The sequence below is a fragment of the Pseudomonas sp. S2_H01 genome, from assembly GCF_054668305.1.
Map to the genome: position 1 here is coordinate 1012903 of NZ_CP162756.1, position 26525 is coordinate 1039427.

At 60.9% G+C, this 26525-nt stretch carries 24 protein-coding genes; 11 read left to right on the top strand and 13 right to left on the bottom strand.

The genetic code is table 11. From position 1 onward, the window contains the following. Nucleotides 1-184 precede the first annotated feature (184 nt). The 6 genes from dapE to AB4N84_RS04565 all read left to right on the top strand — a co-directional run bounded on the left by dapE (nt 185) and on the right by AB4N84_RS04565 (nt 6638). On the top strand, nt 185-1336 hold the full coding sequence (dapE, locus tag AB4N84_RS04540; RefSeq protein ID WP_460045379.1) for a succinyl-diaminopimelate desuccinylase: 1152 nt from the start codon (nt 185-187) through the stop codon (nt 1334-1336). Continuing rightward, entirely contained in the window at nt 1336-2145 is an 810-nt protein-coding gene (locus tag AB4N84_RS04545) for a putative RNA methyltransferase (protein WP_460045380.1), read from the top strand. The genes dapE and AB4N84_RS04545 overlap by 1 nt, the downstream gene beginning before the upstream one ends. 77 nt (nt 2146-2222) lie before the next feature. Next, complete coding sequence (locus AB4N84_RS04550) at nt 2223-2600, top strand: hypothetical protein (RefSeq protein ID WP_074752749.1); 378 nt, start codon at nt 2223-2225, stop codon at nt 2598-2600. A 308-nt stretch (nt 2601-2908) separates the two neighbouring features. Further along, nucleotides 2909-5401 carry a glycerol-3-phosphate 1-O-acyltransferase PlsB gene (gene plsB, locus AB4N84_RS04555; protein ID WP_460045382.1) on the top strand — a complete coding sequence of 831 codons (2493 nt, stop codon included), beginning with the start codon at nt 2909-2911 and terminating at the stop codon, nt 5399-5401. A gap of 103 nt (nt 5402-5504) precedes the next feature. Beyond that, nucleotides 5505-5903: a YbaY family lipoprotein gene (locus AB4N84_RS04560; RefSeq protein WP_460045383.1), complete on the top strand. Its 399-nt coding sequence runs from the start codon at nt 5505-5507 to the stop codon at nt 5901-5903. A 45-nt stretch (nt 5904-5948) separates the two neighbouring features. Next, nucleotides 5949-6638: a DUF4197 domain-containing protein gene (locus AB4N84_RS04565; RefSeq protein ID WP_460045384.1), complete on the top strand. Its 690-nt coding sequence runs from the start codon at nt 5949-5951 to the stop codon at nt 6636-6638. Nucleotides 6639-7550: 912 nt separating this feature from the next. Here the strand turns inward: AB4N84_RS04565 and AB4N84_RS04570 are convergent. The 3 genes from AB4N84_RS04570 to AB4N84_RS04580 all read right to left on the bottom strand — a co-directional run bounded on the left by AB4N84_RS04570 (nt 7551) and on the right by AB4N84_RS04580 (nt 12440). Then, complete coding sequence (locus AB4N84_RS04570; RefSeq protein WP_460045386.1) at nt 7551-8117, bottom strand: DUF4337 domain-containing protein; 567 nt, start codon at nt 8115-8117, stop codon at nt 7551-7553. 132 nt (nt 8118-8249) lie between these two features. Continuing rightward, nucleotides 8250-11333: an efflux RND transporter permease subunit gene (locus tag AB4N84_RS04575; protein ID WP_460045387.1), complete on the bottom strand. Its 3084-nt coding sequence runs from the start codon at nt 11331-11333 to the stop codon at nt 8250-8252. Nucleotides 11334-11339: 6 nt separating this feature from the next. Beyond that, nucleotides 11340-12440: an efflux RND transporter periplasmic adaptor subunit gene (locus tag AB4N84_RS04580; RefSeq protein ID WP_460045388.1), complete on the bottom strand. Its 1101-nt coding sequence runs from the start codon at nt 12438-12440 to the stop codon at nt 11340-11342. A gap of 108 nt (nt 12441-12548) precedes the next feature. Here AB4N84_RS04580 and AB4N84_RS04585 point away from each other — a divergent pair, with 108 nt between their 5' ends. Next, entirely contained in the window at nt 12549-13184 is a 636-nt protein-coding gene (locus tag AB4N84_RS04585) for a TetR/AcrR family transcriptional regulator (protein WP_074752756.1), read from the top strand. 117 nt (nt 13185-13301) lie between these two features. On the opposite strand, the gene AB4N84_RS04590 is transcribed toward AB4N84_RS04585, so the two are convergent. After that, a complete protein-coding gene (locus AB4N84_RS04590) occupies nt 13302-14084 on the bottom strand; it encodes a class I SAM-dependent methyltransferase (protein WP_460045389.1) in 783 nt (260 codons plus the stop codon). 98 nt (nt 14085-14182) lie between these two features. On the opposite strand from AB4N84_RS04590, the gene AB4N84_RS04595 reads away from it, so the two are divergent. Continuing rightward, complete coding sequence (locus AB4N84_RS04595) at nt 14183-14812, top strand: energy transducer TonB (RefSeq protein ID WP_074752758.1); 630 nt, start codon at nt 14183-14185, stop codon at nt 14810-14812. A gap of 24 nt (nt 14813-14836) precedes the next feature. On the opposite strand, the gene AB4N84_RS04600 is transcribed toward AB4N84_RS04595, so the two are convergent. From AB4N84_RS04600 to ppc, 6 genes are all read right to left on the bottom strand, one after another. Then, nucleotides 14837-15535, bottom strand: coding sequence for an extensin-like domain-containing protein (locus tag AB4N84_RS04600; protein WP_460045390.1), 699 nt, complete (start codon nt 15533-15535; stop codon nt 14837-14839). Between the two features lie 42 nt (nt 15536-15577). Beyond that, complete coding sequence (locus AB4N84_RS04605; protein ID WP_460045391.1) at nt 15578-16450, bottom strand: DUF72 domain-containing protein; 873 nt, start codon at nt 16448-16450, stop codon at nt 15578-15580. Beyond that, nucleotides 16447-16737, bottom strand: a complete 291-nt coding sequence (locus tag AB4N84_RS04610) for a hypothetical protein (protein WP_074752761.1) — start codon at nt 16735-16737, stop codon at nt 16447-16449. Before AB4N84_RS04610 ends, AB4N84_RS04605 begins: the two co-directional genes overlap by 4 nt. Before the next feature lie 328 nt (nt 16738-17065). Next, entirely contained in the window at nt 17066-17740 is a 675-nt protein-coding gene (gene tsaB / locus AB4N84_RS04615; protein ID WP_460045392.1) for a tRNA (adenosine(37)-N6)-threonylcarbamoyltransferase complex dimerization subunit type 1 TsaB, read from the bottom strand. Between the two features lie 104 nt (nt 17741-17844). After that, nucleotides 17845-18492, bottom strand: a complete 648-nt coding sequence (gene adk, locus AB4N84_RS04620) for an adenylate kinase (RefSeq protein ID WP_460045393.1) — start codon at nt 18490-18492, stop codon at nt 17845-17847. Nucleotides 18493-18775: 283 nt separating this feature from the next. After that, nucleotides 18776-21412 carry a phosphoenolpyruvate carboxylase gene (gene ppc / locus AB4N84_RS04625; RefSeq protein ID WP_460045394.1) on the bottom strand — a complete coding sequence of 879 codons (2637 nt, stop codon included), beginning with the start codon at nt 21410-21412 and terminating at the stop codon, nt 18776-18778. A 233-nt stretch (nt 21413-21645) separates the two neighbouring features. Between ppc and AB4N84_RS04630 the strand changes: the two genes are divergently transcribed. The 3 genes from AB4N84_RS04630 (at nt 21646) to AB4N84_RS04640 (ending at nt 23529) form a co-directional block, all read left to right on the top strand. After that, nucleotides 21646-21990, top strand: coding sequence for a pilin assembly protein (locus AB4N84_RS04630; protein WP_074752765.1), 345 nt, complete (start codon nt 21646-21648; stop codon nt 21988-21990). A 282-nt stretch (nt 21991-22272) separates the two neighbouring features. Then, nucleotides 22273-22698 (top strand): DUF4398 domain-containing protein, encoded by a 426-nt coding sequence (locus AB4N84_RS04635; RefSeq protein WP_074752766.1) that lies wholly within the window; start codon nt 22273-22275, stop codon nt 22696-22698. Nucleotides 22699-22746: 48 nt separating this feature from the next. Next, entirely contained in the window at nt 22747-23529 is a 783-nt protein-coding gene (locus AB4N84_RS04640) for an OmpA family protein (protein WP_074752767.1), read from the top strand. Between the two features lie 213 nt (nt 23530-23742). Here the strand turns inward: AB4N84_RS04640 and AB4N84_RS04645 are convergent, their stop codons facing one another. The 3 genes from AB4N84_RS04645 to AB4N84_RS04655 form a co-directional block, all read right to left on the bottom strand. Then, a complete protein-coding gene (locus AB4N84_RS04645; protein ID WP_074752768.1) occupies nt 23743-24069 on the bottom strand; it encodes a hypothetical protein in 327 nt (108 codons plus the stop codon). Further along, nucleotides 24066-25004, bottom strand: a complete 939-nt coding sequence (locus tag AB4N84_RS04650; protein WP_074752769.1) for an alpha/beta hydrolase — start codon at nt 25002-25004, stop codon at nt 24066-24068. Before AB4N84_RS04650 ends, AB4N84_RS04645 begins: the two co-directional genes overlap by 4 nt. Nucleotides 25005-25234: 230 nt before the next feature. Then, nucleotides 25235-26512 (bottom strand): flavohemoglobin expression-modulating QEGLA motif protein, encoded by a 1278-nt coding sequence (locus AB4N84_RS04655; protein WP_074752770.1) that lies wholly within the window; start codon nt 26510-26512, stop codon nt 25235-25237. Between the last annotated feature and the right edge of the window lie 13 nt (nt 26513-26525).

Below are 26525 nucleotides of genomic sequence, written 5' to 3' on the forward strand. Positions count from 1 at the left end.
AATTGTGCGCTGTACTAAACGGCGGCCTTCGGGTCGCCGTTTTGCTTTAAGATATCTGCCGTTTTGTAGGAGCGCGCTTGCCCGCGAATGCTTTGTGTCAGATACCTATGATGTGCCAGACAGAACGCATTCGCGGGCAAACGCGCTCCTACAGGGTTAACACTCCTACTTCTGCGGACCTTTCATGACAGCCCCAGCCGACCTTTCGCCCACTCTGCAACTCGCCTGCGACCTGATCCGTCGCCCATCGGTCACGCCGCTCGACGCCGATTGTCAGGCCGTGATGATGAAACGCCTGGGCGATGCGGGTTTCATGCTGGAGCCGATGCGCATCGAAGAGGTGGATAATTTCTGGGCCACCCACGGCACGCAGGACGGTCCGGTGCTGTGCTTCGCCGGTCACACCGACGTGGTGCCAACCGGCCCGGTCAAGGCCTGGCAGAACGACCCGTTCGACGCGCTGATCGACGAAAACGGCATGCTGTGCGGCCGTGGCGCTGCGGACATGAAAGGCAGCCTGGCGTCGATGATCATCGCCACCGAGCGCTTCGTTGCCGATTACCCGAATCACAAGGGCAAGGTCGCGTACCTGATCACCAGCGACGAAGAGGGTCCGGCGCACCACGGCACCAAAGCCGTGATCGAACGCCTGGCCGCCCGTAAAGAGCGTCTGGACTGGTGCATCGTCGGCGAACCCTCGAGCACCACGCTCGTCGGCGACGTGGTCAAGAACGGCCGTCGTGGCTCGCTTGGTGCCACCTTGACCGTCAAAGGCATCCAGGGCCATGTCGCTTATCCGCATCTGGCGAAGAACCCGATTCATCTGGCGTCCCCGGCCCTGGCGGAACTGGCGGCCGAACATTGGGACGAAGGCAACGCATTCTTCCCGCCGACCAGTTTCCAGATCTCCAACCTGAACTCGGGGACCGGCGCGACCAACGTGATTCCGGGTGACCTGACGGCGGTGTTCAACTTCCGTTTCTCCACCGAGTCGACGGTTGAAGGCCTGCAGAAGCGCGTCGCCGACATCCTCGACAAACACGACCTGGACTGGCACGTGGAGTGGGCGTTGTCGGGGCTGCCGTTTCTGACCGAGCCGGGTGCGCTGCTTGACGCGGTGGCAGCCAGCATCAAGACCGTCACCGGTCGTGACACCCAGCCGTCCACCAGCGGCGGCACCTCGGATGGGCGCTTCATCGCAACCCTGGGCACGCAGGTGGTAGAACTGGGCCCGGTCAACGCGACCATTCACCAGGTCAATGAACGCATTCTGGCCAGCGATCTCGATGTGCTCACCGAGATCTACTACCAGACTCTGGTCAAGTTGCTCGCCTGATGCTGACCTGCCCGATCTGTTCAGCGCCGCTCGACGCAGCGGACAACGGCGTGGTGTGCCCGGTGGGCCACCGCTTCGACCGCGCCCGCCAGGGTTACCTGAACCTGCTGCCCGTCCAGCACAAGAACAGCCGCGACCCCGGCGACAATCAGGCGATGGTCGAGGCACGCCGCGACTTTCTCAACGCCGGGCATTACGCCCCGGTGGCCAAGCGACTGGCCGAGCTTGCCGCCGAGCGTCACCCTGCGCATTGGCTCGACATCGGCTGCGGTGAGGGTTATTACACTGCGCAGATCGCGACGGCCCTGCCCGATGCCGACGGTTATGCACTGGATATCTCACGGGAAGCGGTCAAGCGCGCCTGCAAGCGTAATCCTGACCTGACGTGGTTGATTGCCAGCATGGCCCGCGTGCCGCTGCCCGACGCCAGCGTCCAGTTCATCGCCAGCGTGTTCAGCCCGCTGGACTGGGCAGAAGCCAGGCGCCTGCTCTCGCCCGGCGGTGGGTTGATGCGGGTGGGACCCACCAACGAGCACCTGATGGAATTGCGTCAGCGCCTGTATGACGAAGTCCGTGACTACGCGGACGACAAGCACCTGGCGCTGGTGCCCGAGGGCATGACCTTGCAGCACAGCGAAACCCTGACGTTCAAGCTGACGCTGGTCGACGGTCAGGCCCGCGCGAATCTGCTGGCGATGACGCCCCACGGGTGGCGCGCCAGTGCTGAACGCCGGGCAAGCGTGATCGAGCAGGCCGAGCCGTTCGAGACCACGGTGTCGATGCGTTACGATTATTTCGTTCTGCAATAAGCACCCGGCGACCGGCATCGAACACGTACACCGAATGAATCCGCGAATGGATTTTCCAGAACACTCACGAGGCCTCCATGCGCCAACCCGATATCGAGATTTACCTCAAAGACGCTGACGTCGACCACAAGGCCATTACCACCTGGCTGACGGCAGACATCGGCCCGTGCAGCGAATGGGCCCAGAAAGGCCAGACCTGGAAGTGCACCGCCGGGAACATCCCCGTCACCTGGATTCCCAAGGCCGTGGGCAAATGGAACAGCCTGTGTCTGGACAGCGACCAGACCCCGTGGGAAGACGACATCGCCTGCGCCCGCGCCGCGTTCGCCGCCCTCAACGTCGAAGTCCGCTGTGCGCCGGGCACGTGGGTCGAAGAAGAGAACGACGAAGACGCCGACCGCTGGATTCGCATCAGTGCCGACGGTGAAGAAGAGATCACCTGGCGTACGTCGTAAGACTGCACGCTGCAGCTCCCACAGAGATTGATTGACAGATCGTATTCGCTGCCGTCGTAACCTCCGACGTCTCCCACCGGGTTGCTCGTCATGCCTTGGATCGGTGACACACCTCAATCCCTGTGGGAGCGAATTCATTCGCGAGACGTCGGTACATCCGGCCTGAATATTTCGCCTGTCCGGTTGCAGCGCGAATGAATTCTCACACAGTGCGTGTGCCCGCGTTCTTGCGGGCAGCTTTGCCCATCCCCGCCATATGCGGCAAACTGGCCGCTTCGTGGGCGTCGTCCCCTTAGCGCAGAATTCGTATGACCCGTTCCCCGTTCCGCCGTCTTGTGTTTGGCACCCTGCGTCGCTTGCTGTACCTGTGGGTGCGTTCGGAGACCATCAATCAATCGTCGTTCACGCTCAATCTGGACCGCAGCCGTCCGGTGTTTTATGCCCTGCAGAACCCATCGCTGAGCGACCTTGCCGTCCTCGATACCGAGTGCCGCAAAGCCGGTCTGCCGCGCCCCGTGCTTTCGGTTGCGGTGGGCAATCTGACGGAGCCGGCCGCATTCTTCTACCTCACGCCCGCGCCTGACTGGCTGGGCCGTCAGGACAAGCGCGGGGCACCGCCGGCACTCGAACGTCTGGTGGGCGCCGTCTCGCAAAACGCCACCGAAGACGCGCAGATCATTCCCGTCAGCGTGTTCTGGGGCCAATCGCCGGACAAGGAAGACAGCCCCTGGAAACTGCTGTTCGCCGACAGCTGGGCCGTCACCGGGCGTTTGCGCCGTTTCGTCACGATCCTGATTCTGGGCCGCAAGACCCGTGTGCAGTTCTCCGCTCCCGTCCACCTGCGCGAACTGGTCGACGAGAACAAAGGCTACGAACGTACCGTGCGCATGGCCCAGCGCCTGTTGCGCGTGCATTTCCGTAACCTCAAGACCGCCACCATCGGCCCCGACCTTTCGCACCGTCGCAATCTGGTGAAAGGGCTGGTGACCGATCCTTTGGTTAAACAGGCCATTCTCGACGAAGCCGCGCGGGAGAAGATCCCCGAAGCCAAGGCCCGCGAAAAAGCCCTGCACTACGGAAACGAAATCGCCTCGGATTACACCTACACCGCCATCCGCTTTCTGGAAGTGGTGCTGAGCTGGTTCTGGAACAAGATTTACGATGGCATCAAGGTCAGTCACCTGGAAGGCGTGCAGAACGTCGCCCAAGGCAACGAGATCATCTATGTGCCCTGCCACCGCAGCCACATCGACTACCTTCTGCTTTCGTACCTGCTGTTCCGCAACGGGCTGACGCCGCCGCACATCGCCGCCGGCATCAACCTGAACATGCCGGTCATCGGCGGCCTGCTGCGGCGTGGCGGCGCGTTCTTCATGCGCCGCACGTTCAAGGGCAACCCGCTGTACACCGCAGTCTTCAACGAGTACCTGCACACGTTGTTCACCAAGGGTTTCCCGGTGGAGTACTTCGTGGAAGGTGGACGCTCGCGCACCGGTCGCATGCTGCAACCCAAGACCGGCATGCTCGCGATCACGATGCGCAGCTTTCTGCGCAATTCCCGCACGCCGATCGTGTTCGTCCCCGTGTACATCGGTTACGAGCGTGTGCTCGAGGGCCGTACGTACTTGGGCGAATTGCGCGGCGCCGCGAAGAAGAAAGAGTCGATCTTCGACATTTTCAAAGTCATCGGCGCGCTCAAACAGCGCTTCGGGCAGGTGTCGGTCAACTTCGGCGAGCCGATCAAACTGGCCGATTTCCTCGACCACGAGCAACCGGACTGGCGGGCTCAGGAACTGGGGCCGGTCTTCAAACCCGTATGGCTCAACGAAACCACTCACCGCTTGGGCGAACGCGTGGCCCGGCACTTGAACGAAGCCGCCGCGATCAACCCGGTGAATCTGGTCGCGCTGGCCCTGCTGTCGACGCCCAAACACGCGCTGGACGATCAGGCCCTGGTGCGCGTGCTCGACCTTTACCTGACGCTGCTGCGCGCGGTGCCCTACTCCCCCCACACCACGCTGCCCGACGGTGACGGCGGTGCGTTGATCGAGCACGTGAAGGGCATGGACCTGCTGTCCGAGCAGAAAGACGCGCTGGGCAAGATTCTGTACCTGGACGAGCAGAACGCCGTCCTGATGACGTACTACCGCAACAACGTGTTGCACATCTTCGCGCTGCCGGCGTTGCTCGCGAGTTTCTTCCAGAGCTCGTCGCGCATGAGCCGGGAACAGGTCCTGCGCTACGCGCGCGCGCTCTATCCGTACCTGCAAGCCGAGCTGTTCATTCGCTGGTCGCTGGACGAACTGGATGCCGTGATCGATCAATGGCTGGCGGCGTTCGTTGAACAGGGCCTGCTGCGTTTCGAGAACGACGTCTACCTGCGCCCGGCCCCGAGCTCGCGTCATTTCGTGTTGTTGACCGTGCTGTCGCGCGCCATTGCCCAAACCCTGCAACGCTTCTACATGTCGATTTCGCTGCTGCTCAACAGCGGCCAGCACACGCTGACGGCAGAAGAACTGGAGGACCTGTGCACGATCATGGCCCAGCGCCTGTCGATCCTGCACGGCCTGAATGCGCCGGAATTCTTCGACAAGAGCCTGTTCCGCCACTTCATCCAGACGCTGCTCGACCAAGACGTGTTGCGCAAGGACGAAGGCGGCAAACTGGGTTATCACGAGCTGTTGGGCGAACTGGCCGAAGGCGCGGCCAAGCGCGTACTGCCCGCCGAAATACGCTTATCGATTCGCCAGGTGGCACTGCATCGCAATGAAGAGGTCGTAGACACAGACCCGAGCGTCTGACGCATCCTCCGTGGGCGTAAGCTTCCTCATGAAGAAGTCCGTCCGCACAAAACACGGCGCACAGCGTAAAGGCACGCCGGCGCACGACAAGGAGATTCACCCGATGAAACACCTTCTGCTGACCTTGATGACCACCGTCCTCGCCGCGTGCGCCCATGCCCCGGACAACCTGCCCGGCACGGTCGATGGCGAAGTGTTCTACGTGCACCGGATGGCATTGCCGCCGACCGCCACCTTGCAGGTCACCCTTCAAGACGTGTCGCTGGCCGATGCGCCGGCCCAGACACTGGCCAGCCAGAAAGGCCCGATCAAAGGGCAAGTACCGTTGCCGTTCCACCTGACCTACGATCAGAAGCAGATTCAGCAGGGCCACACCTACGCCGTCAGCGCGCGCATCGAAGTCGACGGCAAGCTGCTGATGATCAGTACCGAGCGCTACACCGTGGACCTGACACTGGAAGAAAAACCGCCGGTGAAGATCCGCCTGAACCCGGCCCGATAAGCCGGCCGCACACTGCTTTCTCTCTTTTTGAAAAGGACGTTACCCATGCTGCTTCGCACGCTTTCACTCACTGGCCTCTGCGCCGGCCTGATGCTTTCAGCCAGTGCCTTTGCGCTGTCGCTCAGTGACCTGTCGCAATCGGACGCTACCGGCGGCCTGAAGGATGCGCTGACCCAAGGTGCACAGATCGCCGTCAAGCAACTGGGCGTGCCGGGCGGTTTCAGCAACAACAAGGACGTGCGCATCGAACTGCCGGGCAAGCTGGGCAAGGTCGCAAGCAAGATGAAGATGCTGGGCATGGGCACTCAGGTGGAACAGTTGGAAACCAGCATGAACCAGGCGGCCGAAGCGGCCGTGCCACAGGCTCAGGCGCTGTTGGTCGATGCCGTGAAGAAGATGAGCGTGTCGGATGCCAAGGGGATTCTGAGCGGCGGCAAGGATTCGGCTACTCAGTACCTGAACAAGTCAAGCCGCGAGCAGATCCGCGCCAAGTTCCTGCCGATCGTGAAGCAGGCCACCGACAAAGTGGGTCTGGCGCAGAAATACAACGCCTTTGCCGGTCAGGCGGCCAGTCTGGGCGTGGTTGATGCCAAGGATGCGAACGTCGAAGGTTATGTCACCGAGAAGGCGCTGGACGGGTTGTTCGAGATGATCGCCAAGCAGGAAGAAAGCATCCGCGCGAATCCGGCGGCTGCGGCGACGAGTCTGGCGAAGAAGGTGTTTGGGGCGCTTTAAGCGCTTTGCGTTCTTCTGTTTGACGGCTGTTAGGTCGGGTGTATATCCGTTATTTCGGGTGGCGCTGGTACGTTCTGGCTAACGCCAGACCTGTTTCGCCTTCGGCGAGTTACTTTTTCAAGAGCCAAAAAGTAACCAAAAGGCCCTGCTCCTGGTTGGGCCCGACTTCGTCGGGTTCCTTCACTTCGACGACGCTCCGTGGGCCCGCGCTGAACGGACATCCATGTCCTGGCAGCGCTCTCGCGGCATCCATGCCGCTCGGCCCACTGCGCGTCGCCTGCGTTCAGCCTGCACCCAAGTCGCGTTTTGTGGTGTCTGGACCATTGATGTCGAAGAGCAAAATCAACAGCAGCAGCGGTAGCTGAAATATCAGGCTGACGCAGTCCCTGTAGGAGCGCGCTTGCCCGCGATCTACCGCGCAGCGGTAGCAAAATCAGGCGACTCAATCATGTCTGGCACTCCGCACGCACAGGTCTTGCTGCCGGTTCCCGGCAGATCGCGGGCAAGCGCGCTCCTACAGTTTGGGGTGGCGTGCGGATGATTGATGCACTATTCAAAATTGCGAAGAGCGTGAGCTCCAGCCCGAGTTGCTCTTGTACGCGATAGTCCAGACACCGCAAAGCGCGACTTGGGTGCAGGCCAAACGCAGACGGCGCGGAGTGGGTCGAGCGGCACGGATGCCGCGAGAGCGCCGCAAGGACATGGATGTCCGTTCGGCGCGGGCCCACGGAGCGTCGTCGGAGTGCGGGTACCCGACGAAGTCGGGCCTAACCAAGAGCCAACCCTTGGTTACTTGGGGTTATCAAGTAACTCGCCGAAGGCGAAACAGATCTGGCGTCAGCCAGAGCCCAACTGGCGCCAACAGAAACACACCCAACATCAGCACCTAAAACATCAGCACCTACAGCCAGATCAAAGGTGCAGCCAGGCCATCACCCCCAACACCACGCTCACCCCGCCCGCGCCGTACGACACCTTCTGCAACCACTCCTTGCGAGTGAGCAACGTAATCGCCGCCAGCGAAATGGCCATCTGGATCGTCATCATTGCCTGCGCCCAGCGATGGTGAGAATGCAGTACACGCTCGGACTTCTCATCCCACTCTTGCGCCTGAGCCTCAAGCGCCTCGGCCTTGGCGCGCGCGGCTTCCTTGTCGGCTTTGTAACGTTGCACTTCTGCCGTGTAGTGCGCCGCGTCCAGACCCGGAATGTGGCTCGCCAGGTCTGCAAGGTTTTCCCGGCTCGACTTCGCCTGGTAGTAATTCCACTGATTAGAGGCCTCGGTCTTTTTGATCGCCGCGTTGTTCTTGTCCATCGCCGCCTCGCTCTCGGTCGAGCCGGCCTGATAACTGAGCATTGCGCCGACCGTGGCCATGATCGCCGTCATGACGGCAATCTTCCCGGCAAAACGATCGCCAGAACGGTGCGCGTGCTCGACATGATGTTCGTTAGGGCTGGGGACTTCGAAGGATTCGGACATGGACGTTCTTGCGCCTGAAAAGACGTTGAAACCGATAGTGCTTGAGCAGCCGGAGCTGGCCGGGGCGAATATAGGGGATATCCCCAGGCCAGAGAAGCCGCGCAGTGATTCTGTTCAGCAATTAGAAAGTTATCAGCCCGCGGAATCGCCCTCGCCCTTCCTCACCCTGAACCAGGCCGCGTACAACGCCGGCAAAAACAGCAGCGTCAGGGCGGTCGCGACGATCAGGCCGCCCATGATCGCGACCGCCATCGGGCCGAAGAACACGCTGCGTGACAAGGGGATCATCGCCAGCACGGCCGCCAACGCCGTGAGTACGATCGGGCGGAAACGTCGCACGGTCGCTTCGATGATTGCTTGCCAGCGATCAAGACCAGCAGCGATGTCCTGTTCGATCTGGTCAACCAGGATCACCGAGTTACGCATGATCATGCCCGACAGCGCGATGGTGCCGAGCATGGCCACGAAGCCGAACGGCTGACGGAAAATCAGCAGGAACAAGGTCACGCCGATCAGGCCCAACGGCGCCGTCAGGAACACCATGAAGGTGCGGGAGAAACTGCGCAGCTGAATCATCAGCAAGGTCAGGACCACGACGATGAACAGCGGCACACCGGCATTCACCGAGTTCTGGCCACGGGTCGAATCTTCCACGGTTCCGCCGACCTCGAGCAGGTAGCCGTCGGGGAGTTGCGCGCGGACTTCGTCGAGTGTCGGCAGGATCTGTTTGACCAGCGTGGCCGGCTGCTCCTTGCCGTAGATGTCGGCGCGAATGTTCACGTTCGGCAGGCGGTTGCGGTGCCAGATGATGCCTTCCTCGAAGCCGTACTCCAGCGTCGCCACCTGGGACAACGCGACACTGCTGCCGTTTGCCGTCGGGATTGCCAGGCTGGCCAGCCCGCCGAGCTCATGGCGTTCCTGCTCGGTGCCACGCAGCAGAATCTCGATCAGCTCGTCATCCTCGCGGTACTGGCTGACGCTGGAGCCGGTCAGTTGACTTTGCAGGAATCGCGAAAGATCGGCCGTGGTCACGCCGAGCGCCCGCGCCCGGTCCTGATCGACATTGAGATAGACGACTTTGCTCGGCTCTTCCCAATCCAGGTGCACGTTGACCACGTGCGGGTTTTCCCGAACCTTGGCCGCCACTTTGCGCGCCAGTGCGCGGACTTCGTCGATGTGCTCGCCGGTGATCCGGAACTGCACCGGATACCCCACGGGCGGGCCGTTCTCCAGTCGCGTCACCCGAGGACGCAGCATCGGGAATTGCTCGTTCATCGTCTGGATAAGCCAGGTGCGCAGGGCCTCACGGTCTTCGATGGTTTTGGCCAATACCACGAACTGCGCAAAGCTGGCCGCAGGCAGTTGCTGATCCAGCGGCAGGTAAAAGCGCGGCGAACCGGTGCCCACATACGCCACATAATTCTCGATGCCCGCGTGGTCCTTGATCATGGCTTCCAGACGCTTCACCTGCTCGGTGGTGTTGCTCAACGAAGCCCCTTCGGCAAGTTTCAGGTCGACCATCAGCTCCAGCCGACCCGAGGCCGGGAAGAACTGCTGAGGCACGAAACGGAACATGACAATCGACAGCACGAACAGGCTGATGGTCAGCACGATCACGGTCTTGCGACGGCGTACACACCAGCCCACCAACGCGCGGACCCGCTTATAGAACGGCGTGCCGTAAGGGTCCGGCGCTGCTGAACCGGCGCCATGTCGGGACGCATGACGCTTGGCCAGGTCCGGCAACAGCCGGTCACCCAGATAAGGCACGAACACCACGGCCGCCACCCACGACGCGATCAAGGCGATGGTCACCACCTGAAAGATCGAGCGGGTGTACTCCCCCGTGCTCGACTGCGCTGTGGCGATCGGCAGAAAGCCTGCCGCCGTGATCAGCGTGCCGGTGAGCATCGGAAAGGCCGTGCTGGTCCAGGCAAAGCTCGCGGCCTTGAGCCTGTCGTAGCCCTGCTCCATCTTGATCGCCATCATTTCCACGGCAATGATCGCGTCGTCCACCAGCAACCCCAGCGCCAGGACCAACGCGCCGAGGGAAATCTTGTGCAGGCCGATTCCCAGGTAATACATGCAGGCGAACGTGATCGCCAGCACCACCGGGATCGCCAACGCCACGACCATGCCGGTGCGCACGCCGAGGGAGAAGAAGCTCACCAGCAACACGATGCCCAGCGCTTCGGCGAGCACCTGAACGAACTCACCGACGCCGGTCTTCACAGCGGCGGGCTGGTCAGACACCTTGCGCAGTTCCATGCCGGCCGGCAGGTTGCGTTGCAAACGGGCGAACTCACCTTCCAGGGCCTTGCCCAGCACGAGGATGTCGCCGCCGTCTTTCATGGCGACCGCGAGGCCAATGGCGTCCTGCCCCATGAAGCGCATGCGTGGCGCGGGCGGGTCGTTGAAGCCCCGGCGCACATCGGCCAGATCGCTGATGCGCAACGTCCGATCGCCGACGCGGATCGGGAAATCGCGAATCTCATCGACGGTCTGGAAGCGCCCGGTTACACGCAGCTGAACGCGTTCGCTTGGCGTCTCGAAAAAGCTCGCGGCCACCACCGCGTTCTGCGCTTCCAGGGCTTGCTGCACGGCTTGCAGCGGCAAGCCGAGGGTCGCGAGCTTGACGTTGGACAGCTCGATCCAGATCTTCTCGTCCTGCAGGCCGACCAACTCGACCTTGCCAACGTCCTTGACCCGCTGAAGCTGGATCTGGATGCGGTCGGCGTAATCCTTGAGCACCGCGTAATCGAACCCTTCGCCTGTCAGCGCATAGATATTGCCGAAGGTGGTGCCGAACTCATCGTTGAAAAACGGGCCTTGGACACCGGCGGGCAGGGTCTGGCGAATGTCCCCGATCTTCTTGCGGATCTGATACCAGAGCTCTGGCAACTTGGCCGACACCAGCGAGTCGCGCGCCATGAACGTGACCTGAGACTCGCCGGGCCGCGAGAACGAGACGATGCGCTCGTAGTCGCCCGTTTCCATCAGCTTCTTTTCGACGCGGTCCGTGACCTGACGCGCCACTTCCTCGGCACTGGCGCCGGGCCAGAGCGTGCGAATGACCATGGCTTTGAAGGTGAACGGCGGATCTTCGCTCTGCCCCAGCTTGGTGTAAGACAACGCACCGACCACAGCCAGAAGAATCATCAGGTACAAGACCATCTGGCGGTTGCGCAGCGCCCATTCGGAAAGATTGAAACGCATCCGTGCTTACTCCTTCGCCGCCAGCTTCACCGCTCGATTGCTGCGATCGACCGGACGAACCTGCTCCCCGTCGTGCAGCACATGAACACCGGCGGCCACCACCCAGTCACTGGCTTGCAGGCCACTCAACACCGGCACCGACTCCTCACCGTATGCGCCCACCTGTACAGGGGTGCGCTTGAGGGTGTTGTCACCTTGCAGCCGCCAGACGTAGGTCACGCCATTCTCGGCGGTCAGCGCAGACAGCGGCACCGACAGTGGCACGTTGTGCTCGGAGGCAATGAACACCCGTGCGCTCTGGCCAAGCTCGGCAGGCACCTTGCCACCGGCGAAGGCGATGCGCGCCGCAAAGGTTCGCGAACGGGGATCGGCCGCGGGGGACAGTTCACGAATGCGCCCCGGAAACCGTTGCTCACGCTGCGTCCACAACTCCACCGAGACCGGATCGCCGATCTTGAAACGTCCGTAGTTCTGTTCGGGCAAGCTGATCGACACTTCCCGCTCGCCATCGGCCGCCAGGGTGAACACCGTTTGCCCGGCCGCCACGACCTGCCCGACTTCCACCAGGCGCTTGGCAATGACCCCGTCCTGCGACGCACGCAGCACGGCATAACCGGTCTGATTGTCGGCGACCGTGAACTCGGCCTTGAGCTGGCGCAGGCGAGCATCGCCGGCGCGATACAGGTTTTCGGCGTTGTCGTACTGGGATTTGCTGACCATCTGCCGTTCCATCAGCGTCTTGTAACGGTCACGCTCGGAGCGGACCATCTGCAGATTCGCTTCGGCGGCGGCGACTTGCGCGCGGGTGGCGTCCAGCTGGAGGCGCACGTCCTGAGCGTCCAGCTCTGCCAGCGGCTGATTGGCTTTCACGCGTTCGCCCTCTTCGACCCACCGTTTGCTGACTTTGCCGGGAATACGAAACGCAAGTTCCGGCTCGAAGCGGGCGCGGACTTCACCGGGATAGCTGTCCATCGATTGGGATGAGGGGACAGGTTGCACTACCATGGCCGGACGCACGGTGGCGGGGACGGATACTTCCTGACCGCAACCTGCCAGCAATGACACCAGGCTGATGGGCACGACGAGGAGCAAAGCATCGCGAAACATGGTGTGGCACCTTGGCAAGTGAGGGCTTGGAATAATTGTACTGGCGAGTATATTAAAAATTACCGAACTGAACAGTCCACTAATAAAACACCTATGCCTGAAGAACGAATGACCGACGCGACATCCACCACCGGCCCCGGTCGCCCGAAGGATCTGACCAAGCGCAAGGCGATCCTCGACGCCGCGAAAGACCTGTTCGTGCGCAATGGTTATGCGAGCACAAGCATGGACGCGGTGGCCGCTGAAGCCGGGGTCTCCAAGCTCACCGTCTATAGCCATTTCAATGACAAGGAGACGCTGTTTTCCGCCGCCGTGGTGGCACGGTGTGAGGAGCAGCTTCCCGAGCTGTTCGTCGACGTGGGCACCGCGGAACCCTTGGAAAAAGTATTGCTGGGTATTGCGAGGGGATTTCAGACGCTGATCAACAGCCCCGAGTCGATTGAGTTGCACCGGTTGATGATCGCCTTGGGCACTCAGGACACCGCGCTTTCGCAGGTTTTCTTCGAGGCAGGCCCCCAGCGCATCCTGCATGAGATGGAGCGTTTTCTGACGCGGGTGAACGACACGGAGGGATTGCACTTCGATTCACCGGTCAGCGCCGCCGGGCATTTCCTGAGCTTGATCAAAGGCGTGTGCAATTTCCGCCTGCTGATTGGCAACGGCGGCGTGCCGGATGAACAGACCGGTGAACAGCATGTCCGGGAAGTGGTGGCGTTGTTTTTGAAGGCGTATCGGGCCGAATAGGCACTGACCGTTGTAGGAGCGCGCTTGCCCGCGAAGCAGTGTGTCAGTCTCCACTTCTGGCTCTGACGTACCGCAGTCGCGGGCAAGCGCGCTCCTACAGATCACTGGAAGTGCGGATTACGGCTTCAACGCCTTCTTCGGATAGATGTCGTACCGGCTGGACTTCCCGTCCAGTGCATAGCTGGGCTTTAGGCCCTCAATGCACGGCGCCTTGCGCGGGCGTTTGACGACCACACGGTGGGTGGCCAGCGCCAGAGCGGCTTCCAGCAAGGCCGGAGCGTCCATGTCATCGCCCACCAGCGGCCGGAACAGTCGCATTTCCTTCTTCACTAGCGCCGTTTTCTCACGGTGAGGGAACATCGGGTCGACATAGATCACCTGCGGTGGCTCACCTTGCCAGTTGCGCATCAGCTCGATGGAATTGCCCGTCAGCAGACGCATCTGGCCAATGATGCCGCCCACTTCCAGGTCCTGAGATCCCCGCGCCAGCCCGTCTTCGAGCAACGCGGCAATGATCGGCTGACGTTCGATCAGACTCATTTCACACCCCAGGCTCGCCAGCACGAACGCATCCTTGCCCATTCCCGCCGTCGCATCCAGCACACGAGGGCGAACGCCTGGCTGGATGCCGACGGCCTTGGCGATCATCTGCCCGCTGCCGCCGCCGAACAGACGCCGATGGGCCGCCTTGCCTTCGACGAAGTCCACGCGGACCGGCCCCGGCGCGTCGTCACCCAACTGCTGCAATTGCAGGCCGTCGTCGCTGACCTGCAACGCGAAATCGGCCTCGGCATCCTCGTGCGGCAAGCCAAGACGTCTGGCCCACTGCGCAGCCTTTTCCTGAGAGTCAGGGGTCAGGGCTTCAACCCGGATGCGGCTGCCCGCCTGTTGCTCGTTCATCGTTTCCACACGCTCAAATTTTCTTAATGATTGGCAACATCTGCCGATAACGAATGTATCCGGCATTTTGCCAGAGCCACGGCATGTACTGAGCGCTTATGTCAGACATTCAGCAAACATCCTCCATAGGTTATTTGACGTACGCAGGCGACTACAGCGTACGCAATACCGAGACCCTGAGCGGCGTCACGCAGCTCTGGCAGGATGCGTTTGCCCGTGCCATGGCTCAGCAGGTGGACGATAACGCCGGCACTGCCCCGGCCTACAGCGTCGTCGCGGCAACGGACAGCATGACTGGCGAACCGATTGCCGGTGCCAAGACCCTGAGCAAAATTGTCGAACAGCGCGCCTGCCCGGTCGAGGACAAGGAAATCGCCCCGCCGGAGCCTTTGTTTCTCCCCATCGCCGAATTCGAGTGGGACCTGGCCGACAAGCCCGCTGTGCCGTTCAGCGCCAGCGAACTGATCGAGCAACAGCGCAATCTGGAATTCGACAGCAGTTGGGTGCGTCCAACCGTACTCAACCCGTACGACGACAGCGTCGAACCCGGTCCCGGCCCTCAGCCACGCCCGCTGTTCCTGCCCATCGCCGAGTTCGAATGGGACCTGGCCGACAAACCCGCCACGCCGTTCAGCCCCGAAGAAATGACCGAACAACAGCGCAATCTGGCGTTCGACAATGGCTGGGCGCGCCCGATTGTGTTGCAGAACCTGCGTATCGCCGCCTGACGAATCTTCGCGCTCCGGTGCCATTCAACGACAAACCTGCCAGCGCCCCATGTCCACGTGAAAGTGATTCCGATGCGCCGCGTTGTAGTCCGGGCCGAGGACGGTGTTGAACTGCTTGCAGGCTTCATCCCTTACAAGCCTCAGAAACTGCCCGTTGGCGCCGTCGTCTTTCCAGTCCTTCAGCACTGAAATCCGCCTCCCGTCCGCCAGGCGAAACCCTGCGATGTCCAGCGCATTCGCCGACGCGTGCTGGCTGAGTCTGCCCTCGCTACGGTTATAAACATTGCGACAGGCGAAGCTTCCCAGGTGATCGATCTGGACGACCTTCTGCCCGAACACCGTCTGCGCCGCCGGTTGCAGCGCGTGAACATCAAACAGCGCGTAGGCCACGGCCAGCCGACAACTGGAGAGGAAACTGCTGCTTAGCGCGACGTCACCGCCCTGGATACGCAAGCTATCGTTCAACGGGCATTTGGCATCCGGGGCGCTGTCGGCCTGATGGGCGTAACGCAGTGTCGAGGTCTGTAATGCCTGATCGCAGAGCGAGGGGTCCTCCTGCAATCGCCAAAGCTTGAAAGAGGTCAGAAGGTTTGGCGGCTCACGTACATCGAGCGGGGCCCAAGGGTTCCAGCGCCCGGGCACGTCCAGCCAACCCCGCCAGACCGAAAAAACGGTCCCGGCGCAGATCAGCAACAAAGCGAGGAAAACAGTCGAACCGCGCATGGGCAACGTGTCCAGAGAGTGAGAGCGTCCACCCTATCGACCTCACAGCAGGCCGAGTTGCTCCACGTGCGGCCCACGATCCAGTTCCGGCAATTCAGGCAAGCCCGGCAGCAATGTCATCAATTGCCGATGGAAACGTCGTGCAAGGTCTGGGGCCTGAATGTTGTCCGGGGTGTGCAGGAAGACATACGGCGTGCGCCCTTCCTCGATCCATCCGGCGACTTTCTGCGCCCACTGCTCGACAAAACTGTCGTTAGCCTCCAGCTCCGGACGCCCGATAAACCGCACTTGGGGAAATTGCGTCAACGCAGCAGGACGTGGCGGGACTTTCGGCTTTTTCGATTGCGCATGCAGGACGGCCGGATCGTTGGAGATACAGCTGAACAGCGGCCGCGAATCCAGGCAAATACGCTCCACGCCACGGTCGAGCAGCAGGCGATTGAGCATCCGCTCTTCTTCGCCTTTATTGAAGAACGCCATGTTTCGCACTTCCACCGCCAGCGACCGACCCTCGAGCGCTTCGATGAACGTCGCCAGTTCACCCAGCCGGTTCGGGGTGAAGCTCGCGGGAAGCTGCAACCACAACGGTTGAACGCGCTCGCCGAGCGGCGCCAGCAGCGTCAGGAAATCCGCGGCCGAGGTGAGGTGCTCGCGCAGATCACCCGCATGGCTGATGTCGCCGGGAAATTTGGCGGTGAAACGAAAATGCTCAGGGAGGACCTGCGCCCAGCGCAGCACGGTGGTGGCCGCCGGGCGCGCATAGAACGTGGTGTTGCCTTCAACGGCGTTGAAGACTTGAGCGTAAAGCTCGAGAAAATCAGTGCTGCGCGCATCGTCCGGGTACAACGACTGACGCCAGGCGTTCTCGCTCCAGGACGGGCAACCGATGTAGTAAGGCGGGTTGACGACGTTCAAACGTGAAGGTCGAGCCCCGAGACCTCAAGATCCCAATCGACGAAGGTGGACGTCGTCAGGTAGCTGCTCAGCGCGTGGGCAACACGGGTGCTCATGGCACGAGGGAAAATGATGTCTTGCTGGCGAGCAGGCACGTTGGCGGTGCTGCCGGTCTGACGACGCGACGATTGAGGAATGACTTCAGCATCGTCGATCACTTCTTCAGAGGCGTTGTCGATCGTCGCCGAGCCTTTGCGCGGCTTGCGTTTTATCGGGTACGAACGTTGTGAAGGACCATTAATCCGCATCGATGCTTACTCGGCGTCTTGTAGTGGCAATTTAATCTCACGGAACGCACTTAAGCAAACTCGCGAACGATAACTAGACCACAGTTATTACAAAACGTTTAAATCCACCGAGCAGAAAATGAACATTTGTCGCCGAACGGTAGCGAACGCTGTGACTTGGGTCGCAGATCGAGCGTGTTTGCCGTTCGAACAGCGCGCATTATTAGCGCAAGAACAGAAGAGTTGCGGGAAGCGGCGTGTTGCGGGCCGCGTTCGTCCGAAGTGCGGCCCATACCCTCGTAACCTCGGACGTCTCCTACAGAGTCCGAGTTGATGCACGCACTCGTGTTCAACGCGCCTTGGGCGTCGCCACTTTGTCACGCAAGTAAACCGGCTGTGCGTCGTCAGCAACGATGGCCTCGCCTCGCTGCCAGGAGTACGTCGCAAGCGTCAGCAAGTCCTGAGCGTGCGGCAACATGCCGGCATCCTGAGCGGACACCGCCACCGGGAGGCGCTCGGCATAACCCCAGCCCGTGCCCGCTCCGAACCAGTCTCCCGACGCATCGGCAGGCAAGGCGGCCTGCTCCGGCGGCATCACCGCCTCTTCGCCGACCAGCCTCATTTCACCGTCGGTTTCGCGATAGCAACCCCAATACACCTCATCCATCCGCGCATCGATGGCCGACGCGACCTGGCGGACGCCATGCTCACGAAACGCTCGCTGTGCCAGTACGGCCAGGTTGGACACGGGGAGCACCGGACGATCGAGTCCAAACGCCAGCCCCTGCACCACGCCGATGGCGATACGCACGCCGGTGAAGGCACCCGGCCCGCGACCGAACGCAATGGCGTCCAGCGCCGACAGGCCGATACCCGCTTCGGCCAGCAAGTCCTTGATCATCGGCAACAGTTTCTGCGCGTGCAGGCGCGGGATCACCTCGTAGTGAGTCAGCACTTTGCCGTCGTGCAGCAAAGCAACTGAGCAGGCTTCAGTGGCGGTGTCCAGGGCCAGCAGGGTCGTCATCGGGTTTTCCACGGTTGTGCAAAAGAGGGTTAGACAAAAACGTGCCGCATTATAAACAACAACGGCCCGCAAGCGGGCCGTTGTTCACTGCACCGATCAAAGAATCAGGCCAGTGCTTCCTTCACTTTCGAGGTGATCTGCTCGACCGAACCGACACCCGGGATGCTGCTGAACTTCGGCGTGCCGTCCTTCTCTTCGAGCTTCTTGTAGAACTCGACCAGAGGCTCGGTCTGCGCGTGGTAGACCGACAGGCGATGACGCACGGTTTCTTCGACGTCGTCTTTGCGCTGAACCAGCGGCTCGCCCGTCACATCATCCAGGCCTTCGACTTTCGGCGGGTTGTGGATGGTGTGGTAAACGCGGCCCGAACCTTCGTGCACGCGACGGCCGGAAATGCGCTGGACGATTTCTTCGTCGTCGACCTTGATCTCTACGACGTGGTCGATCGCCAGGCCCGCGTTTTTCAGCGCTTCAGCCTGAGGAATGGTGCGCGGGAAACCGTCGAACAGGCAGCCGTTGGTGCAGTCAGGCTGCGACAGGCGATCCTTGATCAGACCGATGATCAGGTCGTCGGAAACCAGACCGCCGCTGTCCATCACGCTTTTGGCCTTCAGACCCAGTTCAGTCCCCGCCTTGACGGCTGCGCGCAGCATGTCACCGGTGGAGATTTGCGGGATGTCGAATTGCTTGGTAATGAACGTTGCCTGAGTACCTTTACCGGCCCCGGGAGCTCCCAGCAGAATCACGCGCATTGTTGTGCTCCTCAATTTTTATAGAGATTTCGTCGGATTCGCCTAAATGGGGCCAATCACAAAAAAATTAACTGACCCAACGGCCAAAGGCTGATCAAGATACACAGCCGATTCATACCGCACAAGACGCCAAAAGTCGCAGTAACCGGCGATAAACCAGTAGCTTGGCAACGATTGGCAGGCGGGTATGACCTGGCGCAACTTTAAAGCAATGCGCCCTCGCCGATCACCCGCACGCCGCGAGATGAAGGCTTGCACCTTCATCCGCGGGGGCAATCTCACCTTAGCCGGTGTTGCGCAAACCGGCGGCAATGCCTGCGACAGACACCAACAGAGCCTGTACCAAAGGACTGTCCAGACTCGCGTCCTGAACACGGGACCGCGCCAGCAACTCGGCTTGTAATAGATGAAGCGGATCGAGGTAGGTGTTGCGCAGGCTGATGAATTCCAGGGTTTCAGGACTGTGCGCCAGCAACTGCGACTGGCCGGTCAACCCCAACACCACGCTGCACGCCTGCGACAATAGGTCGCGCAAATGTGCACCTAAATGCTGCAGCCCCGGTTCTACCAGACGTTCGTCGTAGAGTTGCGCGATATCACTGTCGGCCTTGGCGAGTACCATCTCCAGCATGTCGATCCGCGTGCGGAAAAAAGGCCACTGCTCACGCATCTGCGCCAGAAGCGCGCCTTCGCCACGTTCGAGCGCCTTGCTCAGCGCGTCTTCCCAGCCCAACCATGCAGGGAGCATCAAGCGTGTCTGGGTCCAGGCGAAGATCCACGGAATTGCCCGCAAGCTCTCGACGCCACCCTCCCGACGCTTGGCCGGTCGACTGCCCAACGGCAGGCGACCGAGCTCCTGTTCAGGCGTTGCTTGGCGAAAATACTCGACGAACTCAGGGTTTTCACGCACCACGGCGCGGTACGCGTTGACACCATCCGCCGCCAGCTCATCCATCATCGTGCGCCAGGCGGGTTCGGGCATCGGCGGCGGTTGCAGCGTTGCTTCAAGCACGGCCGCGAGGTAGAGGTTGAGGTTCTGTTCGGCGATGTCCGGCAGGCCGAACTTGAAGCGGATCATCTCGCCCTGCTCGGTGGTGCGGAAACGCCCGGCAACCGAGCCTGGCGGCTGGGACAGAATCGCCGCGTGAGCGGGACCACCACCCCGTCCGACCGTGCCACCGCGGCCATGGAACAGCAGCAATTCAACCTGCTGCGCACGGCAGATCTCCACCAGTTTTTCCTGCGCCCGGTACTGTGCCCAGGCGGCGGCTGTTGTGCCCGCATCCTTGGCCGAATCGGAGTAACCGATCATGACTTCCTGCGGGCCGTGCAAGCGCAGGCGATAGCCCGGCAGGCTGAGCAGGTGCTCGATCACCGGCCCGGCGTTATCCAGGTCGGCCAAGGTTTCGAACAACGGCACCACGCGCATCGGGCGCTGCAGTCCGGCTTCTTTCAACAGCAGTTGTACGGCCAGCACATCGGACGCCGCACCGGCCATGGAGATGACGTATGACCCCAGCGATGCCGCAGGCGCAGCGGCCACCTCCCGACAGGTCGCCAGTACCTCGGCGGTTTCGGCGGCGGGTTTGAAATGCGCGGGCAGCAGCGGGCGCTTGTTGCTCAGCTCACGCAACAGAAACTCGATACGCGCGTTTTCGTCCCACTCGTTATAGCGCCCGAGCCCCAGATAATCAGTGATTTCGGTCATCGCCGAGCTGTGCCGCGTGGAGTCCTGACGCACATCGAGCTTGACCAGAAACAGGCCGAACGTCACCGCGCGGCGCAGGCAGTCCAGCAGCGGGCCGTCCGCGATCACGCCCATGCCGCACGCGTGCAGCGACTGAAAACACAGCTGCAACGGATCCAGCAGGTCGCGATTGTTGTGCAGCACACCTTCAGGCGCTGGCTGCGTCACGCTCAACGAGGCATGCGCCCAGTTACGGGTGGCGCGCAGCCGTTCGCGGAGTTGTTTCAGCACGCTGCGGTAGGGTTCGGCACTGTCTCCCGACGCCGCCATCAGCGCCGGGCTGGCCTGCTGCATCGACAGCTCAGCCGCGAGTTGATCGACGTCTCGCAGGTAGAGATCCGCCGCCATCCAGCGCGCGAGCAACAGCACTTCGCGGGTGACGGCAGCCGTGACATTCGGGTTGCCATCCCGGTCACCGCCCATCCATGAGGCGAAGCGAATCGGCGCGGCTTCCAGTGGCAAATGCAGGCCCGTCGCGGCATGCAAGGCGTGATCGGCTTTACGCAGGTAGTTGGGAATGGCCTGCCACAGCGAGTTTTCGATAACGGCAAAGCCCCACTTCGCTTCGTCCACCGGCGTGGGTCGAATGCGGCGGATCTCTTCGGTGTGCCAGGCTTCAGCGATCAAGCGTTGCAGCCTTTCGGTGATCTGTTCGCGCTCAAGGCGATTCAGGTCGCGATGGTCGAGGGCGGCGAGCTGCGCGGCGATGGCGTCGTATTTCTGGATCAAGGTCCGGCGGGCGACTTCGGTGGGGTGAGCGGTCAGTACCAGCTCGATTTCCAGCTTCCCAAGCTGGCGGGCCAGGGCTTCGGAGGATTGTCCGGACTGCTTGAGACGCTCCAGCAATTCCGGCAGCACGCGCGACTCGAAGGGTTGCGGCTTGCTGTCATCGCGGCGATGAATGAGCTGGTACTGCTCGGCGATGTTGGCCAGGTTCAAGAACTGGTTAAAGGCCCGTGCCACTGGCAGCAGTTCGTCTTCACCGAGGCTTTCAAGGTTGGAGCTCAGTTGCTCGGTGCTTTGCGTCGAGCCGTGGCGACCGGCCTTGGCGCTCTTGCGGATACGCTCGATCTTCTCGAGAAAATCAGCCCCATGCTGATCACGAATGGTGTTGCCCAACAGCTCACCCAGCAGGTGAACGTCCTCGCGCAATCGTGCATCGATATCAGCCATCCAGCCTTCTCCTTCAGCGTTTTTTTGTTCTGCCTTGAGTCAGTTCGATCACTCGAAACTGAACGCCCGCGTAAGTTTTGCCTCTATCTCTGTGTATAGAGCGACAAATTCATACATGCGCGCAACCCTTTGCCGCACATCTGCCGGGAGCAAGCTAGTCTCATCAGCGAACCCCACGAGGGTTCGAACATTCGCCTGAACCCGCCACCACGCGGGTGTACGAAGAGGTCTTTATGAAAATCCGTGAGCTCGCAAAACAATGGGAACAGACCGCCAAGGGTCGTCTGACCAAGACCGGCTATGCGGTTCATCTGGATGTCGAAGCCGCTGCACGGCTGGCCGCGCTGGCGGAAATGTACCCCAAGCGCACCCCGGAAGAATTAATGGGTGAGCTGATCGGTGCCGCCCTGGAAGAGCTGGAAGCCAGTTTTCCGTACATCAAGGGTTCGCACGTGGTCGCCACCGATGAAGAAGGCGATCCGCTCTACGAAGATGTCGGCCCAACACCGCGTTTCCTCGCCCTGTCTCGTCGTTTTCTGCAGGATTTGTCCGATCAGCAGGACAACCCGCAGCACTGATTACGACGTCGCTTTCAGCGCTTTGAAAAGAGTCGCGCCACCCCGTCAGCACGGGCCTGGCGCGTCTTTTTTTGTGCCAGTTTTTCAACGTCAATTTCTCACTTTGTAGAAATCCACTCAGTCAGATGGCTAAAAAACGCTGAACTATTCAAAAACTGCTCAGGTCCGAGCATTTAGCCATTACAGAAAAAGCCGACAGATGGCAGCGGATACATGACCCTGTCATCCAGCCGCCAGGCTCTTGACTGAAATGGAAAACATCGTGTTTTCAGGAGTTTCAAAATGGAGTTGACCACCATGAATATCAGCACTGCCAAAACCACGTTCAACGGCCTGCGCGGGCTGAAACTGGCCGCGCTGGCTCTGGGCACCAGCTTCCTGCTCGCCGGTTGCGCAGGCAACCCGCCCAGCGAGCAATACGCCGTCACCCAATCCGCGGTGAACGCAGCCGTTACCGCCGGCGGTACTGAGTACGCAGCGGTGGAAATGAAATCTGCCCAGGACAAGTTCAAGCAAGCCGAACTGGCCATGCAGGAAAAGAAATACGACGAAGCCCGCAAATACGCCGAGCAAGCCGAATGGGACGCTCGAGTAGCTGAGCGTAAGGCCCAGGCCGCCAAGGCTCAGAAAGCGGTGCAGGATGCTCGTCAGGGCGTCAATGAACTGCGTGAAGAAGGCATGCGCCAGGTTCAGCCGGTCAGCCAGTAACCCTTCGCCTTTCATGCATTGGCCATTGATTTAAAGGAAGAAACCATCATGCGTAAACAAGTACTGATCCCTGCCCTGCTGGCCCTGAGCGTTGGTCTGGCTGCCTGCTCCTCGCAACCTAACGTGAACCTGGAACAAGCCCGGACCAACTACTCGGCGCTGCAAAGCAATCCGAAAGCCAGTCAATTGGCGGCGCTGGAAACCAAGGACGCCAGCGAATGGCTGGACAAGGCAGACGCCGCGTATCGCAATCATGACGACGAAAAGAAAGTTGATCAGCTGGCGTACCTGACCAATCAGCGCGTCGAACTGGCCAAGCAGACGATCAACCTGAAGACCGCTGAGAACGATCTGAAAAACGCATCGGCCCAACGTGCTCAGGCGCGTCTGGATGCTCGCGATGCTCAGATCAAGCAACTGCAGAACAGCTTGAACGCCAAGCAAACCGAACGCGGTACGCTGGTGACCTTTGGCGACGTATTGTTTGACCTGAACAAGGCCGAGCTGAAATCGACGGGCCTGGTGAACGTGAACAAGCTGGCGCAGTTCCTGTCGGAAAACCCTGATCGCAAGGTGATCGTCGAGGGCTACACCGACAGCACCGGTTCGGCGACCTACAACCAGTCGCTGTCCGAGCGCCGCGCGAACTCGGTGCGCATGGCACTGGTGAAGATGGGCGTGGCCATGGACCGTGTCGTTGCGCAGGGTTATGGCAAGGAGTACCCGGTGGCGGATAACGCCAGCGCGTCGGGCCGTGCGATGAACCGTCGTGTGGAAGTGACCATTTCCAACGATAACCAGCCGGTCGCACCGCGTTCTTCGATGCAGTGATAGGGCTGATGCGGTGATCTGATTGCCGCTGCGAGTCAGAAGGCCCCGTCTGTGGATGCAGATGGGGCCTTTTTTTGTGGCAGGAAAAGGAAACGGAAAAGCAAAATCAACGCAGAAGCATCAGGTTGACGCGGTCCAAGACGCTCTGCGTCCAAGTCGACGCGGAGCGTCAATCGATGCGTTACCACGCGGAGCATGGGTACGATCAGAAAATCACTGCACCTTCTGCGGCGTTTCCTGCCCCATGCACCTCACCGCCTGCTTGCGATCATTCACCAACACTCCGGTCAGCCCCTTCTGCGCGGTATCGAACAACACCATCACCCCATCGATACACTGAGCCACCTGCGGCGCCGGCTCCAGCGCGACTTTGTAGTCCTCCCCCGGCACCGTCTTGAGCATCGTGAATTCGCTCAACTGCAACGCATCCTCAGGCTTTGCGAAGTGCAGATACCCGTAGTACCACAGCGTCCCGACGGTCAAAAAAATACAGCCAATCCCAGTCAGAATCTGCGGGATCACATTACGCTCGTCACTCATTTCGAACTCTCTGCCGGTTGCGTTTCCGATGGCGCAGAGGAAGTCTTCTTGCTCGCATCAGGATCAGGGTAATTGGGGATCTCGGCCAGACGCCGCAGGCCGTTAAAGTGTTGCGGGTCGTCCAGATACCGGACCATGACTTCACGCCAGGTCGGGTCTTCGAAGGTTTGCACATGAGGCCCCCGCGTCAGTTGCAGGACCCGTGGCAACGGTGCGGACTGATACAGGCTGATGCCGTTGTGCAACGGAACCTGCGAATCGTCGAGGCTCTGGAACAGCAGCATCGGTGTGCCTTTGAGCTGCGTAATACCATTGATGGCGCTGTCGCTGTCGGGGATCACCCACGACAACGGCCGCTTGAACGGCCACGTGAGCCACGACGTGCTCAACGTGTAGCGCGCCACTTCGCGATAGCTGGCCGGCACGCCGTCGAGCACCAAGGCTTTCACCCGAGAACGCTGTTGCGGGTGCTCGGACAGGTAATGCACACCCAGCGCGCCACCAATGCTTTGCCCCAACACCACCAGCGGTTTGCCCTGCACCTCCGGCGCCTTGTTCAGCCAGTCGAACGCCGCGTCGATGTCCTGGTACACCGCTGGCAGACTGGGGTCGCCTTCGGAATGGCCATAGCCGCGATAATCCAGCAACAGCACTTGATAGCCCTGCTCCGGAAGCCAATAGCTGCCGCTCAGGTGCCAGGCCATGTTCCCGCCGTTGCCATGCAGGTGCAGCACCGTGCCCTTGACCGGAACGCCGGCTTTCGCGGGCAGAAACCAGGCATTGAGTTTTGTGCCGTCGGCGGTGGTCAGCGTCAGGTCACGGTACGGCAGGTGGGCCTTTTCCGGGGTGAGGGGGACGTCACGCTCCGGGTAGAACAGCAGTTCGCTGCAGCCGGCGAGAAAGAGGATCGTGATGAGAGTGACGATGAGCTTCAAACGGGTTTCATCCTTGTTTTTTCGCCGTGTGAGGAGGCCTTTTTATCGCTGTACCCTTTGTAGGAGCCGGCTTGCTGGCAAATGCGGTGTGTCATTCAAATCTGATGGTGTTGAACTGACGCGTTCGCCAGCAAGCCAGCGCCTACCGGGCGGGTGCCAGATCGGTCAGCACTGATCTTGCTGTTCTTGCACCTTCGCCACCAAGCCGGTTTTTTGAAAACGCTCGGCGCTCAAAGGATATTCGAGTAATCCGCTTCGATCCGGTCCAGGCTCAAATGGTTCAGGAAGTTGGAGAAGCACATCCATGCCGACAACGCGTTCATGTCGCGGAACTGCTCCGGCAGGTATTTGGGCGGCACCACCAGCCCTTCGTCCACCAACTGGCGCAACGTGCGCATGTCTTCGAGCGTGGTCTTGCCGCAAAACAGCAGCGGCACCTGCTCCAGCTTGCCCTTTCTCACGGCCAACTGGATGTAGTTGTAAACCATGATGAAGCCCTTGAGGTAGGACAGGTCCTTGGTGAACGGCAGACCGTTGGGCACAGAGCCCCGGAAAACACGGCTGGCGTTGCCGTAGCTTTCAGGCATGCCGAAGCCCTGCTCACGGTAGAACTCGAACACCTGCAGGAAATCCGCGCCCTCTTCGGCCATGTGAATCGCACGGGTGCGGTTGGTCAGTTTGCGCAGACGGCTGGGGTAGGAGGCGAAGCCGATGACTTCCATCAGAATCGCCAGGCCCTCCTGGGTCACGGTCGACGACGGCGGCCCTTTCGCAAGAAAGGTGCAGATCGGCTGGTTCTGACCGTTCAGCGTGGTGCCCACGTGCACCAGGCCTTCGTGGACCTCCAGCGCCCGCACGTCACGCTCGTTGAACATCGCGTCGCTGCGGATCTTGATGTAATCGGCGCCCGCCGCCGCGTCCGCGACGATACCGTCGGACTCAAACACACGGATGGTTTCTTCAGCCTCGCCAAAGGTGCGATTCAGCCGGCTTTGGAGCATGGCCACCGCGTCTTTCGCCGTCAGAATCTTCGGTTCGTCCTTGAGGTCGCCGCGCCCGGCGATGTTGTTCAGGTAATCGGACAGCATCAGGCCAAGGTCGGCCAGCGTCGGATCACCGGCATGAAACGCATCGGACGCCGCGCCATACAGCTCTTGGGAAATGAGGCCAAAATCCGGTGTGCCACGGGCCTCGAGCATCCGGATGACCATCCGGTACTCCTTGCACATGCGCCGCATGATCTGCCCGACCGGGTTGAACTGCCCCAGTTGCCGGGTAATGTCGCGCTCGATGTTCTGGAATTCCAGTTTCAATGCGCCGGAGTCAAAACCCAACGGGCGATTCTCGTAGTAGGCCCGATCGATCTCGGGCATTTGCTTGCCCTTGGCGGAAAGAAAATTCTTGCGGATGCTGTCGTCCCACTTCACCGCATCCAGTACCCGGATCGGCGTTTGCGCGAACACGATACGATCGGACAGCGTGCGAATGGTCTGCTGGTAATCGTCCACCCAGTACCCCTTT